Origin of the sequence: Candidatus Flexicrinis affinis, from assembly GCA_016716525.1 — a bacterium.
GTDB lineage: Bacteria > Chloroflexota > Anaerolineae > Aggregatilineales > Phototrophicaceae > Flexicrinis > Flexicrinis affinis.
In genome coordinates, this window is the sequence record JADJWE010000001.1 from 420680 (window position 1) to 436492 (window position 15813).

Here is a 15813-nt window from a genome sequence, read left to right on the forward strand (position 1 = left end):
GAACCATGGCCGAGAAATTCACCGCCTTCAGCACCCGAGACATCGCCTCACGCGATCGTCTCGAGGACTACTCTGCTGATGCCGTCGTCACGACGGCAGGCGGCTTGACGCTGCATGTCGCCATCGTGGCGGACGGCGCGGGCGGTGGCGAAGCCGGTGAATTGGCCGCACGCCTGACCACCAAGACAATTCTCGAAGCGATTCAGATTTCGACCGAAACCCACGTGCCGCGTATGTTGGTGCGATCGGTCGAACGCGCCAACGCAGTCGTGTACAGCGAACTGCGCGGGGCAGGGACTTCCACGGTCGGTGTGTTGGCAGTTCATGTCAACGACACAGACCCATACGGCCGGTTGTACGTCGCAAGCGTCGGCGATACGCGCCTGCTTATGGTTCGAGACGGCAAGCTGGCGCGCCTCAACATCGACCATACGCTGGCGAACGAGTATATCTACGCCGGGCAGATGAGCGAGGAAGAAGCGCGTCTGCTGGAAAACGCAGAATACGTGACGCGCTCGATCGGCGTGAGCAACGATGTCCATGTCGACATCGGAATCTACGCGGAGCGCGGGCGCCCTTTCGTGACGTCGCGGCGTGCATTCCGGATCGGGCAGGCGGGCGTTCCGCTGCGCGAGGGCGACACGCTGCTCGCCGCGTCAGATGGCCTGTTCGAGGCCTCCAAGGCCGACAACAAACCATTCCTGCGCGAAGACGAAATCGTGCGCCATGGGCTCGACGACAACGTCGAGCGTGCCGGGCAGTCGCTCATGCGCTACGCGACGGGCCGCTCGCCGGGCGACAACATCGCCATATCGCTGTTGTTCGTCGACTCACCGCGCCGCCGCCCCGTCCGCTTTGGCGCGGGATTAACCCGTGCACAGCGGATCGGCTTCGGCGTGACCGCGGCGATCGTTTCGCTGGTCATCATCTTCCTGTTCACGCAGTTCCTCGCTGCCGAGTCGCGGCGGGTGACGATTGAGAACACGCAGACGGCGATCCAGGACGCAGTCGTGCGGTTGAGCTGGACGGCAACACCGTCACCGACCGCCAGTCCATCGCCGACGGCGACGGCGACGTTCACCGCCACCGCCCGGCCGACGCGTGTCTCACAGAACGAGGCCGGCATCCAGCGATTCCTGAGCGGAACCCAAGTTCCGGTCATCACGGGAAGACTGGTCTTCTCGCCCGAACTGAACTTCATGATTCTGGACGGGCTCGATCCGGTGCCGCCCGGACTGGTCCCCGCCAATGTGTTTCTTCAACCCGATACCCTCCTCGAGCTGTTCGGTGCCAACACCAGCATCGAGGGGGAGGAACGGCTCGACTTCGAGCTGTATCCGGAAGGCGATGTCTACATCAACGCCGGCACGTTCCAGAACGGCGGAATCGCGATGCAGTTCCAGCAGTCTGAGGACATCGCATTCGACGCCAAGACCGAGTGTTTGGCCGCCAAGCAAATCCCCGGCGACCTTGAAATCCCGGGCGACAACGACAAGCTTGCGCTGACGTGTTTCACCGGTCAGCGCGGCGACTGTACGTTCCTGCTGCCTGACCAGGAACCGCAGGAGATGAATCCTGGCGAGCGTGTGCTGCTCGATCTGGTCGATGAGACGGTAATCTCGCGCGGGCCGACCGTTTACGAAGAAGTGAAGCTATATTACGACTCGGTCGTCCTGCTTACCGGCAACGACGAACTGATTTCGTGCTTGGGCGACGCACTGGACCTCGACGGCGATACGGTGCCGTATCCAGTCGACCGGTGCGAAACCGAGCCCGGCCCGGTTGAAACGTTCGGGTGCCCCGATCCAGACGCCGATCTGGTTGCCAGCATCGACGATCTATGCCCCGAAGAAGCAGGGCCGCCGGAGAATCAAGGTTGCCCGCTGGCGACCTTCACGCCGGTCCCCGATATCGACGGTGATGGGGTCAACGACGTGGACGATGCATGCCCGTTCGAGGCCGGCGATCCGAACAACGAAGGGTGTCCTGAGGGCACGATCGTGCCGACCGATACCCCGGCGATTGTGGCGGGTATCGAGATCACCGTCAGCGGCACGGCCGTGACGATCACGTTTACGCCGACGCCCTCACGTTCGCCCACAGCAACGTCGGTGCGCACGTCGACAGCCACGCAGACTCGCACACCGACCCAAACGCCGACCCGCACGCCGATCATTCCACCGACTTCGACGCGCACGCCGGCGACTACCGCGACGTTTACGAATACGCGCACGAACACGGCTTCACCGACGCTGACCACGACTCCGTCGCTTACAAACACGCCAACTAACACGTTGTCGCCCACGCCGTCCAATACACCTACCGACACGCTTACGGTCTCTCCGACGCAGTCGAACACGTTTACCCCGACGTTCACGCGTACCTTCACGCCGACCAACACGTTCACCAATACGGCAGAACCGAACACCAATACGTTCACGCCGTCGTTCACGCCGACATTCACGCGCACCTTGTCACCGACGCCGACCTTCACGCCGTCCAACACGTTTACGCCGTCGAATACGTTCACGCCCTCGAACACGTTTACGTCGACGTTCACGTTCACCCCGTCGAATACCCCGACGTTCACCCGCACGCCCACCAACACGCTGACGGGGACGTTCACGCGGACGTTCACGCCGACACCGACAAACACGTCAACCGGCACGGTAACGCCAACTGCGACGAACACGCCGACAGCTACACCGACGTCGACAGCCACGAATACCTTGACGCCGTCAGCGACCAACACCGTCGATCCGGCATTCTCGCTGACTCCGTCGAATACGCCGACTAACACGCTGACACCGACGAACACGCCAACGGCGACGGATACGCCGTCGAACACCCCGACGTTCACGCGCACGTTTACGCCAACCGCGACGGACACTCCGACGTTTACGCCGACCTTCACGTTGGAGTTCACGAATACGCCGCTGCCGACGTGTACCCCGGGTGGGGGTGGCAATCCCGCACTGTGCCAGACCGTGCAACCAACGTTCACGTTTACGCCGACCGACACCCCGACGGCAACCAGTACGCCGAGCGACACGCCGACCTTCACGCGGACGTTTACGCCGACCGCGACGGATACGCCGACATCGACTCCGACACAGCCGACATCGACGTTCACGTTGACGTTCACACCGACCGCGACCAACACGCCGACGGCGACCGATACGCCGACCGCGACCAATACCGCGACGTCGACTGTGACGGGAACGGCTACGGAAACGCCGACAGACACGCCGACGTTCACGTTGACACCGACCTTTACGGAAACGCCGACGTTCACGCCGACGTTTACGGTGACCAACACCGCGACCGACACGCCGACCAATACCCCGACGAACACGTCGACGTTCACGCCGTCCAATACGCCGACCAACACGCCGACATTTACCGCGAGCTTCACGCTCGATCCGTCGATCTCGCCGACGATCACGAATACGCCGTCGTTCACGCCCACGGCGACGCGCACCCCGACCGAGACCAGTACGCTGCCGCCGGGTGTCACGCCGTCCGACACGCCGACCAACACGCCGACGTTCACGCCGACCAATACCCTGACGTTTACGCCGACGGAGACGCTCACAGAGACACCGACCGAGACGCTCACGCCGTCGATTACGTTCACGCCGTCCGACACGTTTACGCCGTCGAACACGTTCACCGCGACGCTCACGCGCACCTTCACGCCATCGATCACGTTTACGCCGACGGACACCGAAACGCCGATACCGTTCATGGGCGGTGGCATCCCGCCGCGACCTGTAGATCCGGCTCCGGGCAACGGCAGCAGTTCGCTTCCGCTCGTGCTCGTTCTTGGCGGTGTGGCTGGGGTAGTGCTATGGCCGCGACGGCGCGATACGCTGTAGGGCTAAGGACTGGAGAATAAAACAGGGGCCGCGCGGCCCCTGTTTTGTTGTTTGACGGTCTAGTGACGACTAGACGGGCTGATGGGCGATAACGCTCTGCAAGAAGCGCGCACTGGCCTTCGGTGTGCGCTTGAGTGTCTCGAAATCGACGTGCACGATCCCAAACCGTTTACTGTAGCCTTCGGCCCACTCGAAGTTGTCGAGCAGGCTCCACACGAAGAAGCCCTTGACCGGCACGCCCAAGTCGACTGCGGTCTTGGTCGCCTCGAAATGACCGTGCAAGTAAGCGACCCGATCCGCATCGTCAACGACGCCGTTCACCGGCGCGGGGTCATCGTAGGCCGCGCCGTTTTCGGTGATATAGATGGCCGCCGGTGCGTAGTCGTCTCTAAGCCTAACCAAGATGTCGGTCAGCGACTGCGGATGCACTTCCCAGCCCATCACCGTGCGGTGGACATCCGGTGTGCGGATTTCCTTGATGCCCAGCGGCGCATCCGCGTCGTAGGCGAACACATTCCGCTGGTAGTAATTGAGACCCATGAAGTCGATTGGCTGGGCGGCTTCGGAGATGGCGGCGAGGTCAAGCCCGTCCAGCGCGTCGCCAAGCAGCGGAATGAGGTCCGCGGGATACGTGCCGCGGAAGGCCGGGTCGAGGAACCAGCGATTGGCAAACGCGTCTTGTATCTGCGCTGCGCGCAGGTCCTCCTCGCGGTCGCTGGCCGGGGTGATGCCGTTCATGTTGATGGCGATGCCGACACGCGCGTCCGGAACGGCGGCGCGAATCGCCTTCACCGCCGCGCCATGCGAGATCATCACGTGATGCGCGACGCGGAAGGCGGCCTTGGGATCGTGCTTGCCCGGCGCGTGCGCGCCGATCAAGTTGCCCAAGAAGGCCGTACACCACGGCTCGTTGTGCGTGATCCAGTCTTTGACACGATCACCGAGCCTTCGGGCAGCGACCTCCGCGTATTCCACGAACCACTTGACACTGTCGGGATTCTCCCACCCGCCGCGGTCTTGCAGCGCCTGCGGCAGATCCCAGTGATAGAGGGTGAGATACGGTGTGATTTTCGCGGCCAACAGACTGTCGACAAGTGCGTCGTAGAAATCCAACCCTTCGGCGTTGACCGCGCCAGTGCCGTTGGGCAGCATCCGCGCCCAAGCAGTCGAGAATCGATAGGCGTGCAGACCGAGTTCTTTCATGAGCGCGACATCGTCACGGAACAAGTGCACGTGGTCGCAGGCGCGGTCGCCATTGTCATCGTTGACCACCTTACCCGGCGTATGCGAGAACCGATGCCAAATGCATTCGCCACGGCCACCGCCCACCGAGCCTTCGATCTGGTAGCTCGACGTCGCAGCGCCCCATACAAAGTCTTGCGGCAAACTCATATCAACCCCCTGAGGATGGGTGCAATAACGCAGAACCTGCTTGCCATTGCGCAAACATCGCGAATTCACGGGTGATACCGCTGCTTCACCTGTGGAGTGCTGTCTGCGCGCATCTTGCTCGCCAGCGGCGCGCGTCAGGCGGCGTTATCCGCCCGGCGGGATTGCGTACAACGTGATCGATGCCGCTGGGATCTCCAGCATGTCGGCTGACGCCTACTCGTCAATGAAGCTCGCATACTCCTCGAATGATCGCGTCGTGCCGGAATGGAGATGTGCCCCACAGCTCGTCCGAACGACAAGTTCGGTAGGCAGCAGAACGTGTGGTGTTTCGTGCTCGACCCCCTCAATGAGGTCGAGCAGAAGTTGAGCGGCGCGTGCTCCACGTTCTTGTACAGGTTGACGGACCGTCGTGAGTGGTGGCGAACTGTGCGCGGCCGCTGGCAGGTCGTCAAAACCCGTCACAGCAATCTGTTCCGGGACGTGCCGCCGCAGCTCGCTCAGCGCGTCGAGCACGCCCAGCGCTGCCTGATCGTTGGCAGCGACGATGGCATCCGCACCCCGCGTGACCAACGTTCGCGCGGCGAGGTACCCCGATTGCCGCGAGAAATTGCCGTCGGCAACGATGCTGGAGTCGTAGGGAATTCCGGCGTCGTTCAACGCATTGCGGTAGCCGATGAGTCGCTCAACCGCGTCTGGGTTAGTCAAATCGCCGCTGACCGTGCCAATCCGTTGGCGTCCCAACTGAATCAAGTGCTGTACGATCTGCTGAAACGCGGCGATATTGTCGATCGTGACGTAAGCGTGGTGCTCCAGCCCGTTTGGCGGGCGCTCGGTGAACACAATCGGGAGCTCGACGCGCGACAGTTGGCCGATGATGGCGCTCTTGTGACTGAGCGAAACGATCACCAGACCGTCGATTAGACGGTTCATGATGATTCGTTCGTAGAATCGCCGCGGATCGCCCTGATCTTCCTCGACCCAGAGCATCATCGAATAGTCGCGTGCGTTGATCACGGATGCGATGCCGTGCAGCAGCGCAGGAAAGTAGTACGGCTCGTTGAAGATCGTGCTCAGCCGTTGGGGGATGAGCACGCCAATCACCTGAGTGCGCTTTGTCACTAGCGCACGCGCGGCAGCGTTTGGCGTATAGCCGATCTCTTCGATGACGCGTAGTACCTTGGCACGTGTCGCATCGCTGACGTTCGGATCGTTGTTGACGACGCGGCTGACGGTGGACCGTGAAACGCCGGCACGCGCCCCGATATCCTCGAGGTTGAGTGCACGTTTGTCGTACAAGGGTTTATCGGACATACAAAAAGGATTCCCAAAAAACAGAAACGATTCACTACGTGTGGGAGCGCTCCCATATTCCTCAGACTCTAACACCCCATTTGAGGTTGTCAAATAACCATTTCGGCCGCGGGTCGCAGACTACCTTAGTCGGGAGTGCCAGCTAGGCGCTCCGGTCGGTGTGGCCACCCGGCCGAAATCCGGGCCGCTGTATCGGTCCAACTGCGCACACCGCTGACTGCATCAAGCGCTTCGCAGCAGCACGCCCCGACCGCACAGGACCAACGTGCCGCCTCATCGATCGACAATCCGCGCAAGGCCGCCGCGAGCAGCGCGGCATAAGCCGCGTCTCCTGCGCCGGTCGTGCCCGCGACACTGACCTGGTAGGCCGGCTGGTAGACGCACTTATCTTGCCAGTTTTCAAAGCGCAGCCCACCCGGTCGCATCCGGTCGAATCGATCGTCGGGCGCGGTCTTGAGAAACACGCCGAGTTCGCCCAGCTTGAACCCGACGACCGCCGGACCCATGGCGAGTAGTTCGTCGGCGAACGCGTCGAGGTATGCGTACGTCACGGAGTGCGACGGGTGGCCACTCCAGCGCGCAAAGTCCGCGCCGCGCAGCATATACAATGATTCTTCCAAGCTCGGCACGAAGATGTCGACGTGCTTGAGCGCGCCGCGCAGGATTCGCGGCCAGTCGGCCGTGCCCGCCTCGGTGGTGAGGTCAGGGAACGTCGTGTCGAGCGACGTGATCGCGCCGGCCTTGCGTGCCGTCTGAAAGACTTGAGCCAGTCCCCTACCGTCGTTTTCGATCAGCTTCGGGAGCAGTGGCGGATAGCCGAGGTGGAAGATTTTGGCACCGCGCAGTGACGACACGGTGACATCCGAGGCAGTGAACGCGGCATTGTTGCCTGTACAGTGCAGGAACAACCGATCTGACGTGCCCGGTGCGAGAACGATTGTGTACGAGCTCGCAAGTCCGGGCCTCACGACGATCATGTCTGCGCGTTCGCCGACCTGACTGCGGACATGGTCGAGGATGAGATGGCCGATCAGATCATCGCCTACGGTCGCGTGAAGTCCGACATCGACGCCAAGCCGATGCAGCGCGATGCCGGTGTTGCTGACCGCGCCGCCCGTCGCAACCTGCATCGGACCGACATCCACCATGCGTCCCGGCACGGCCAAGTCGCTCGGCGAGGCGCGCCGCATGTCCGGCAGCAAATCGAGGCATAGGTGTCCGGAGACGATGACGTCGACCATGATGTCGCTAGTCGATGACCTGCGGCGCGCGGACGATGCTCTTGTCGGTGAACAGATCGTTTTCGTCGGTACTGCGCGTGCTGAACTCAGACACGACCGCGCCCTCCGGCCCACCCTGGAACCAGTGCCAAGTCTCGGGGTAAATCGTGTACTGTTCGCCCGGGTTGAGGATGACTTCGTGCCACACTGTGTACGTGTCGGCGCGATGCGCGGGCGGCTTGGCAACCGGATTGGGCGTCGGCTTGCCCGAGACATACAGATACACCGTACCCCAGCGGCAGCGGAAGGTTTCTTCTTTGCCGGGCTGGCCGTTCACTGGCGGATGGAAGTGCTCTGGGCAGGTTTGGCCGGGCAGTAGAACCAGTTCTTTGGCACAGCATCGTTCGGTGTTGATGTACGTGACGAGCGCGAGGCCGGTGGTTTCCCACTCACCGAGGCCAAGGTCGGCGATCTCGATGTTGGCGGCTTCTGTAGGGGTTAGCACTATGCCGGCACGGTCGAGGTACGACTTCGCCAATGCCTGATAGCGTGCATGTTCTTCACGGCTGACTGCCATTTCTCAGTTCTCCTCAATAGTCACGAAATCTCGACGGCGTTACCGCGCCTGCCGCTCTCCAGCGCGGCGGTCAATACGCGGTGATGCTGATGCGCTTCTGCCGGTGTTGCACAATACGTGGGCTGGCGCATGTCATCGCGCCCGTGAACGACCTCGTCGCAGAACGCGGCCCACATCTGCAGCAGCGCGTCGCTGAAGCCGAACTCGAAGATACCGCCGGTGATCGTCGTATAGGCGGAGTCATACCCGAGGTCGATGCTCGACCACGCCTGCTCGCTGCCGGGCGTGTACGACAGCGTGCGGAGTGTTTTGGGGTACTTGGTCGAGAACTCTGCGCTGAACCGGGTGCCGATCACGCGCAGGTACCATGTATTCGTCTCGCCCGGAGCGATGCGATAAGTCTGCAGCGTCAATGGGAAGCGCTGACCGCCCGCGTCTACGGCACAGGTCAGCGTTGCGTTATCCCACGTTTCGCACGGGACAAGCTCGCCAGTGGAGTCGGGGCGCTCGGTGACGATGTTCTGGAGCGACGCATACACCCGTGACGGGTGCCAACCTGCCCGCAGCGGCACGTGCAGCGCGTGCATGCCGAGATCGCCCATGCACCCGTATTCGCCGTTGAACGCGACCATCCGCTTCCAGTTGATTTTCTTGTGCGGATCGAGGTCGCTGCTATGCAGCAGCCCGCAGCTTGCCTCGATGATGGTGCCGAATCGTTCCTCGCGGATGAAGCGCATGATACGCTGTGCGGCGGGGAAGAACGGGAACTCTGACGAGCAGGCGACGGTCAGGTCAGGGTGTGCCGCAGCCTCGGCGGAGATCGCAGCATTAGCGGCGAGGTCGACGCCGAATGGCTTCTCGCCCAGCAAGTGCTTTCCGGCCTTCAGGATGTCGATGTAGACCTGCCCGTGCAAGTTGTGCGGCACGGCGCAGTAGATCGCGTCGATCTCGCTGCTGTCAAGCAGATCGGTGTAGTCGGTAGACTTGACTCGAATGCCGGGGAAGTTTTGCTCGAACCAGCCGAACAGCGCTGGATTGGTGTCGCAAATGCCGGTCACGACCGGCTCGAAATCGAGGTCGAGCAGGTGGCACCACCGCGCGGCGGCGCTCCCGAACTCGCGGCCCATCAGGCCAAGGCCGATGATTCCGAACCGGATTTGCTGGCGGGCCATGGCGGTTTACTCCGAGAGATGCACGGCGGCCTGCTCGGGCGTCGCGCCGTCGTGGACGACCGCCATGAGGGCACGCGTCATCGCGGCGGGTCTATGGTGCTGAATCACGTTGCGGCCGTACACGATACCTGCAGCGCCTTGCTGCATGAGCTGATACGTGCGGGCGAGGATTTCCGTATCGCTGACGCGTCCTCCACCGCGGACGAGCATGGGCCGCCCTCCGGCGATTTCGACAACGCGATGATACTCGCTTACATCGTCGCACGGATCGGCTTTGATGATATCCGCGCCCAGTTCTACCGCTTGACGCACCAGCGGCAGGATCTTGTCGATTTCGCCATCGACCATGTATCCGCCAGCGCTGGCGTTGTCCTTCATCACCAACGGCTCGACCATCAGCGGCATGCCGTAACGCTCGCACTCCGGCTTCAGCGTGCAGATGTTGGCGATGCACGCCTCCATAACTTCCGGTTGATCGGGCAGGTTGAACAGGTTGACCACCACGCAGGCGGCATCAAGCCTGAGCGCCTGCTCAACCGGCGCGGAGATCATGCGACTGAACAACGTGCGCGGAAGCGACTTGCCGTACACGTTAGCGACATCGGTGCGCAGCACAAGTGCCGGTTTGCGAGGGCCGGGGATGTGCTGCAGCTTGGTTGCTTGACCCACCGTGAGCTGGATCGCATCGGGCATTGCGTCGACAAGAACGCGCACGACCCGATCCATGTCCTCGATGTCGTTCAGGAAGCCGCGTTCACCGAAGAAGCCGTGATCGACAGCGACGTCGAAGCACTTGCCGTCCGCGGCGAACAAGCGGTTGAAACGCGGGGCAATCGTCATTGCTTATGCAGTCTCCACAGGTGGATAGTCGCCGAGATAGCACGATGGGGTTGGCGAGCCGTTCGCGCGGTCTTTTTCCACTGCCGCGAGCGCAATGCCGACGGCGCGTTCGTCGGGCAGCACGCGCAAGCTCACGCTGACCTCGCGCGCCTCGCCCGGCGCGATCGTCTGCAAGCGGCCCGCATCTCGTGCCGCATTTTGGCCTTCGGGAATACAATTGCCGGGTTCGATCCCACACACGTACTGCCCGTAACCCGTGTTCTTCCACTGCGTCAGATAGGGCAGCGCGTCGTGTCGATAGCGCACATGCAGCCCGAAGTCACGATTGTGGACGACGACGTTGGCGATTCGCAACTTGTCGTCGGAGCGTACTGCGTGAAAGAACACCTGCTCGCGATAGCCGTGTGATGGCGCGTCGTAGGTATCCCACGCGGTCGCTCCGGCACGGGCATCGGCATCACGTGGATGGACAAGGCTTGCCGACGCCCATCGGGTTCCCGGACGTATCAGCGGAAAGCCGACGTTGATGTGGTAGAGCACCATCAGCGGGGCCGGGAGGTCGCCGATGTTGGTGATCTCGTCAGCCACGTGGATTTCCGGATAGCCCGCGGCGGATGTCACGCGGCGGTTGACGCGGAGGTGATACTGAAACAGCCGCGATTCGTAGACCGTCGCGCTGACCACGATGCGGCCATCCCGTTCAACGCGGACGTCCTGCGCGGACAGGCGCGTGTAGCTGCCGTGCAACCCGCGCTGTTCGCCAGTGTGTGTGTCGACCTCGGGTGGGCCGGCGTGGGTCAATCCACAGGTGGTCAGCAGGCCGCCGTTGAACTGTCGCAGCCAATCCGCGCCCCAGTCCGGTGGATGCGGAGAACCGGGCGCGATCCACGTTAAGGGTGTTCCGTTGAAGTGCGCGGCCCAGACATCCAAGCCGCGGTCGGGCAGCAGCGTGTAGGTCAGGCCGCTGCCGTTGTAGACATCGACAACGCGCATGCCGTTGGGCAAGGTGGCTTGCCGCGCATCCATGAACTGCCGGTTATCCAACGCATACGCCTGCCGTTCGGCATCGTTCAGCAGCCACGCCGGTTCAATTGACACGCTGCCCCTCCATGAAGATGCGCACAGTCTCCAGCGGCATTGCACCGGTCATTGGGCCTTGCTGCGTGACTGCCAGCGCCCCGCACGCGTTTGCAAAGCGCGCGGCCTGAGTTGGCGGCATACCGCGCATCCACCGGACAAGGAACCCCGCGCTGAAGCAGTCACCCGCCCCTGCTGCGTCGGTTTCGGTGACGCGGAAGCCGGGGACGCCGTCGTGGCCGTCGGCCGTGATGACCGACGAGCCGCGCTGCGCGCGCGTTACCAACCCGATACGACCGGGACGCTGTTCGGCCCAATCCAGCAGCCAATCGCTGGCGCTGTCGGCCCCGGTAAGCCGGCGGAAGTCGGTGCTGGTTGTACGGATGACGTCGGCTGTCTCGACAAACGGGGTGAGCATGCGATAGGCGTGAGCCGCGGCTGGTCCGGCGCCGACGACGAGATCAAGGCTGCGGCGGGCGCCCGCAAATCCGGCGTGTTCCCACGCGGTGTAGCCAGCCGCCAAGACGTTGTTGTTGAGCATGAGCGCACTGGCAGAGATGTGCAGGCAGCCGAGATCGTCCAGTAGGTCGAGGTTCAAGCGTGCCGGCAGTAGTTGGCCCGCCGCAGACTGTCGAACATAGGGCGCCGTCTCGGTGAGGTCAGGGTCGGACGTGTTGAAGACGACCGCGGTCGGGAAGTCATCGAGGACAACCAGCCCGCGCGTGTCGACGCCGTCGTACTCAAGCTGGTCACGGATGCTGTCACCGAACGGGTCGCTGCCGATCGCTGCAATGATGCCGGCACGAGCGCCCAGGCGCGCGGCTTGCACGGCTGTGATGCATGGGCCGCCGCTGGGATACGGGCCGCTGAACGTGCCCGGTTTGCTCAACGGGCGATCGATCTCGGTACGCGTGATCTCGACGTACGCCTCCCCCAAGCACAGTAGGTCAAGCGGCATGAATTCAACAGCCTTTCACCATCGTTCGGGCCGATCGAGATAACCGGCACAGCACGTGCGGGTCGACACCCCGCGCAAGTTTCCAGATAACATTACCGTTACGATGATACCCGACCCTGCCCGATGAGTCCGTAAATGTGTCGGCCTTCAGGCCGGCTTGTCGCTCGGACGCAGTTTGCGCAGCCACTCCAGCGCAGCGTTAGTCAGCCGTTCGATTTCACTGCGCGGCGCGTTCTCCGCGAGACAGCCTTCTAGCCGCGACTGCAGGGCCGCGGCGTCGAGGTTGCCCGCCGACGCAATGAACACCAGCTCGTTGTGCGGCGGCAGTCCGCCCCAAGTGCCGCGCTCGCCCAGCGATACACGCCGCCCCACGACTTGCAGGATGGCTGGTGCGTCGGGCTTGTCGGCGAGGTACAGCGTGCCTTTCACGCGGTAGATCGCAGGGGGGAGTTGTTCGATCGCCCGCTGCAGCGCCTTGAGCGAAACCGGCCGATCGTCCTGCCATGTCCATGTGCTGAACACCGTCGTGTGGTCCGTGTGGTGATGGTCGGGTTGGTGCCCCGCCTCGTGTACGTGGATTTCGCTGGCCTCGCGCATCGCAAGCCGGGCTGCGTCAAACATGCCGACGTTGAGGATGAGGGGCAGCGGCACGTCGCAATGCGACGTCTCGATGACGCGCGAGTTGGGGATGACCCGGTTGATGTACTGCCGGGCGCGTTGGAGCGTGTCCGCGTCTGCCAGATCGGCCTTGTTCAAGATGACGATATCCGCCATGCCGACCTGATTCATCGCCAGCACGGCGTTCTCGCGCTGGAGAGACTCGATCTGCTCGGCGTCGATCACCGTGAGGATGCTGTCGATGGTGACGGCATTGACGGCACGCAGCGTCAGCGCGACTTCCAGCGGATCGCTAACGCCGGACGTCTCGATGATGATGTACTCCGGCGATTCCGGACGGCCGAGCGCGTCGCGTACAGCTTTGACAAGGTCGTCACGGATGGTGCAGCAGATGCACCCGTTCGAAAGGCTGTAAGTCTCGCCTTCTACATTGACCACCAACTGCGAGTCGATGTTGACTGCGCCGAAGTCGTTGACGAGTACGGCGATCCGCAAGCCGTGGTCTGCGCTCAAAATGCGATTGAGCAGGGTGGTCTTGCCGGCGCCCAGAAAGCCGGTGATGATTGTGAGTGGAGTTGGGTTGTTGACGTCCATATCCGTTCCGCCGTCAGCGGGTGACTGTGACTTTGGTCAGGCCGCGGGGCTGATCGACCGAGTGGCCCTTTGCGTGCGCCAACCTCAGCGCGAAGACCTGCCCGGGGATGACGCTGACGATCGGTGTCAGCCACTCGGGAATGCGCTGAGGAATGGGCATGCGCACTTCCGCCTTGGCCAAGGCGTCCTCCGAATCGGAGATGACAAGGCGGCGGGCCTGTCGTTCGCCCAGCTTGTCAAGCAGATCGAGCATCGCGGGCAGAGTCGCCCCGCTCGGTGCGACCGCAATTGCCGGAAATGCCGGTTGGATAATGGCGATCGGGCCGTGACGGAAATCCGCTTCGCTGTATCCGCTGCCAGTGACGTAGCACAGCTCCTGCACCTTGAGCGTAATCTCGAACGCCGTGGCGTAGTTGTAGCCACGGCCGATGACGGCGAAATTCGGCATGTAGGTAAACGGCGCGGCATCGATTCCCGCCGAAAGGCCCAACGTCTGCGCCGCCCACGACGGAACCTGTGCAATCGCGGTATGGTCGTTTGCATCGCCGGTGAATGCTGCCGCAAGCATGGCGACCGCCGTCAGTTCGGCGGTGTAGGTCTTGGTCGCCGCGACGCTCTTTTCGATGCCCGCGCTCAAGTCGATGTGATGATCGGAGACCTGCGCAAGCGGCGATGATGCATCGTTGGTGAGGCTCAGGGTCAGCGCGCCTTGCGAACGGGCGTGTTCGACCACGCTTCGAATGTCGACCGACGCTCCGCTTTGGCTGATACCGACGACCAGCGCACGCCGGAAGTTGATGGATGCGTGATATAGTGAGTTGACCGATGGCGTCGCCAGCCCGACGTATAGCCCGCACTTGATGCCCCACACGTACTGCGCGTAACGCGCTGCATTGTCGGAGGTGCCGCGCGCGGCGATCACGACATAGTCTGGCGCAAAGGCACGGATCGCCTCTGCCGCCGCGGTAACCGCGGCCTGCTGCGACTCGATCAGGCGCGCAAGGCTGGAAGGTTGTTCGTGGATTTCAAGTTCGAGGGTCGTGGTCACGCCGCTGCTCCGCTGTTGCCGAGGTTATTCGATGACGACGATGATCTTGCGCACCCATCGTCATCGGTCATGGCTTAATGCTATCACAGTGGGCCGCGGGCGCGTCAGCGTGGGTACGCACTTGAGGTGTTGAACCGGGTGCTAGGCAAGCGCACTTACCAGCGCGACCACGAACACAATTCCCAGCACGCCAAGCAGAACGAACCCAGCGACTGGCCCGATCATCTCAGCGGTCGTGAATTTCACACCTGCCGCGCGCTGAAACAGCGTTGCCAGCGTGATAAGTGGCACGAGCAGTACGATGAGCACAAGAAGCGGGAAGGCGATCACGATGCCAAGCGGGTCGCTTTGCAGGAGTAACAGCCCAGCGATAATGGTGGATGGTGTGATTACTGCCAGATCGAGCGCGTAGGTCACCGGGGTTGTGTACGTGTCCAGCCGATCTGGCAGCGCGTTCTTGCTCAGCGCCGCCACCAATGGCGCGCCCCACACAATCAACGTGATAAGCCCGCTCGCAATTAGGAAAACCGCTAATGGCTGGATCGGTGCGCCGCTGTTGAAGATGGCGCCCAACGCGGCGCGATCGACTGACACGAATGATGCGACGAATAGAAACAGGCTCAAGGATGTCAACGCTACGTACAGCAGGAAAAGCCGGTTGTAAAACGCGCCAAACGCCATTGATGCGTACACGTAAAGAAAGTAACCCAGCACCCCGACGAGAAGCAGGTGACCTGCCATCGAACCACCGGCGCTAAGTAGAATTGCGACGAGCAGCAGCGGGCATCCCAAGAACAACGTGACTGAATCCTGCGCACGGAAACCCGCCCCGATCAGAACCGTGTCGTCGCGATAGAGCCCCCGTCCGAAGATCTGTGCGGTTACACCGCGATGTGTTACGACCTCGTAGGATTGTCCCGGCGATTTCCAGAAGAGACCCATTCCCGAAGCGGCACCAGCCAGTGCCGCGATCAGTACCGCCAGTACATAGATCGCCAGAGGCAGCGTCATGACTCGATTGCCCTCAAACTGTGGAAACGAACACTCTGAGCATAGGCTGGTCCACAGCACTGCCGGTAGTGCGGAAGGTCACGAACCAGCCCTGAAGAAGTGCAGTTCGGTCCGTTG

Annotated in this window: 12 protein-coding genes; 1 reads left to right on the plus strand and 11 read right to left on the minus strand. The window is 62.4% G+C overall.

The window, feature by feature from the left end; genetic code table 11:
* Positions 1 to 5: 5 nt before the first annotated feature.
* The gene (locus tag IPM16_01670) at positions 6 to 3878 is read left to right on the plus strand and encodes a SpoIIE family protein phosphatase (GenBank protein ID MBK9121819.1); all 3873 of its coding nucleotides are present in this window, start codon (positions 6 to 8) and stop codon (positions 3876 to 3878) included.
* A gap of 69 nt (positions 3879 to 3947) precedes the next feature.
* On the opposite strand, the gene IPM16_01675 is transcribed toward IPM16_01670, so the two are convergent.
* From IPM16_01675 to IPM16_01725, 11 genes are all read right to left on the minus strand, one after another.
* Positions 3948 to 5270 carry a beta-glucosidase gene (locus IPM16_01675; GenBank protein ID MBK9121820.1) on the minus strand — a complete coding sequence of 441 codons (1323 nt, stop codon included), beginning with the start codon at positions 5268 to 5270 and terminating at the stop codon, positions 3948 to 3950.
* Positions 5271 to 5483: 213 nt separating this feature from the next.
* A complete protein-coding gene (locus tag IPM16_01680) occupies positions 5484 to 6581 on the minus strand; it encodes a LacI family DNA-binding transcriptional regulator (protein MBK9121821.1) in 1098 nt (365 codons plus the stop codon).
* A gap of 125 nt (positions 6582 to 6706) precedes the next feature.
* On the minus strand, positions 6707 to 7822 hold the full coding sequence (locus tag IPM16_01685) for a carbohydrate kinase family protein (GenBank protein ID MBK9121822.1): 1116 nt from the start codon (positions 7820 to 7822) through the stop codon (positions 6707 to 6709).
* Positions 7823 to 7829: 7 nt separating this feature from the next.
* Positions 7830 to 8378, minus strand: a complete 549-nt coding sequence (locus tag IPM16_01690; protein ID MBK9121823.1) for a D-lyxose/D-mannose family sugar isomerase — start codon at positions 8376 to 8378, stop codon at positions 7830 to 7832.
* Between the two features lie 20 nt (positions 8379 to 8398).
* On the minus strand, positions 8399 to 9550 hold the full coding sequence (locus IPM16_01695) for a Gfo/Idh/MocA family oxidoreductase (GenBank protein MBK9121824.1): 1152 nt from the start codon (positions 9548 to 9550) through the stop codon (positions 8399 to 8401).
* A 6-nt stretch (positions 9551 to 9556) separates the two neighbouring features.
* Positions 9557 to 10390, minus strand: a complete 834-nt coding sequence (locus tag IPM16_01700) for an aldolase (GenBank protein ID MBK9121825.1) — start codon at positions 10388 to 10390, stop codon at positions 9557 to 9559.
* Between the two features lie 3 nt (positions 10391 to 10393).
* A complete protein-coding gene (locus IPM16_01705) occupies positions 10394 to 11488 on the minus strand; it encodes an aldose 1-epimerase family protein (GenBank protein MBK9121826.1) in 1095 nt (364 codons plus the stop codon).
* Entirely contained in the window at positions 11478 to 12425 is a 948-nt protein-coding gene (locus tag IPM16_01710; protein ID MBK9121827.1) for a sugar kinase, read from the minus strand. Before IPM16_01710 ends, IPM16_01705 begins: the two co-directional genes overlap by 11 nt.
* A gap of 147 nt (positions 12426 to 12572) precedes the next feature.
* Entirely contained in the window at positions 12573 to 13637 is a 1065-nt protein-coding gene (locus IPM16_01715) for a GTP-binding protein (protein MBK9121828.1), read from the minus strand.
* A 13-nt stretch (positions 13638 to 13650) separates the two neighbouring features.
* The gene (locus tag IPM16_01720; GenBank protein ID MBK9121829.1) at positions 13651 to 14685 is read right to left on the minus strand and encodes an SIS domain-containing protein; all 1035 of its coding nucleotides are present in this window, start codon (positions 14683 to 14685) and stop codon (positions 13651 to 13653) included.
* A 141-nt stretch (positions 14686 to 14826) separates the two neighbouring features.
* A complete protein-coding gene (locus IPM16_01725) occupies positions 14827 to 15696 on the minus strand; it encodes a hypothetical protein (GenBank protein ID MBK9121830.1) in 870 nt (289 codons plus the stop codon).
* Positions 15697 to 15813: the final 117 nt, after the last annotated feature.

Coding starts and splice junctions, on each gene's coding strand:
- IPM16_01670 (MBK9121819.1), top strand. CDS start 6: ATGGCCGAGAAATTCACCGCCTTCAGCACCCGAGACATCGCCTCACGC.
- IPM16_01675 (MBK9121820.1), bottom strand. CDS start 5,270: ATGAGTTTGCCGCAAGACTTTGTATGGGGCGCTGCGACGTCGAGCTAC.
- IPM16_01680 (MBK9121821.1), bottom strand. CDS start 6,581: ATGTCCGATAAACCCTTGTACGACAAACGTGCACTCAACCTCGAGGAT.
- IPM16_01685 (MBK9121822.1), bottom strand. CDS start 7,822: ATGGTCGACGTCATCGTCTCCGGACACCTATGCCTCGATTTGCTGCCG.
- IPM16_01690 (MBK9121823.1), bottom strand. CDS start 8,378: ATGGCAGTCAGCCGTGAAGAACATGCACGCTATCAGGCATTGGCGAAG.
- IPM16_01695 (MBK9121824.1), bottom strand. CDS start 9,550: ATGGCCCGCCAGCAAATCCGGTTCGGAATCATCGGCCTTGGCCTGATG.
- IPM16_01700 (MBK9121825.1), bottom strand. CDS start 10,390: ATGACGATTGCCCCGCGTTTCAACCGCTTGTTCGCCGCGGACGGCAAG.
- IPM16_01710 (MBK9121827.1), bottom strand. CDS start 12,425: ATGCCGCTTGACCTACTGTGCTTGGGGGAGGCGTACGTCGAGATCACG.
- IPM16_01715 (MBK9121828.1), bottom strand. CDS start 13,637: ATGGACGTCAACAACCCAACTCCACTCACAATCATCACCGGCTTTCTG.
- IPM16_01725 (MBK9121830.1), bottom strand. CDS start 15,696: ATGACGCTGCCTCTGGCGATCTATGTACTGGCGGTACTGATCGCGGCA.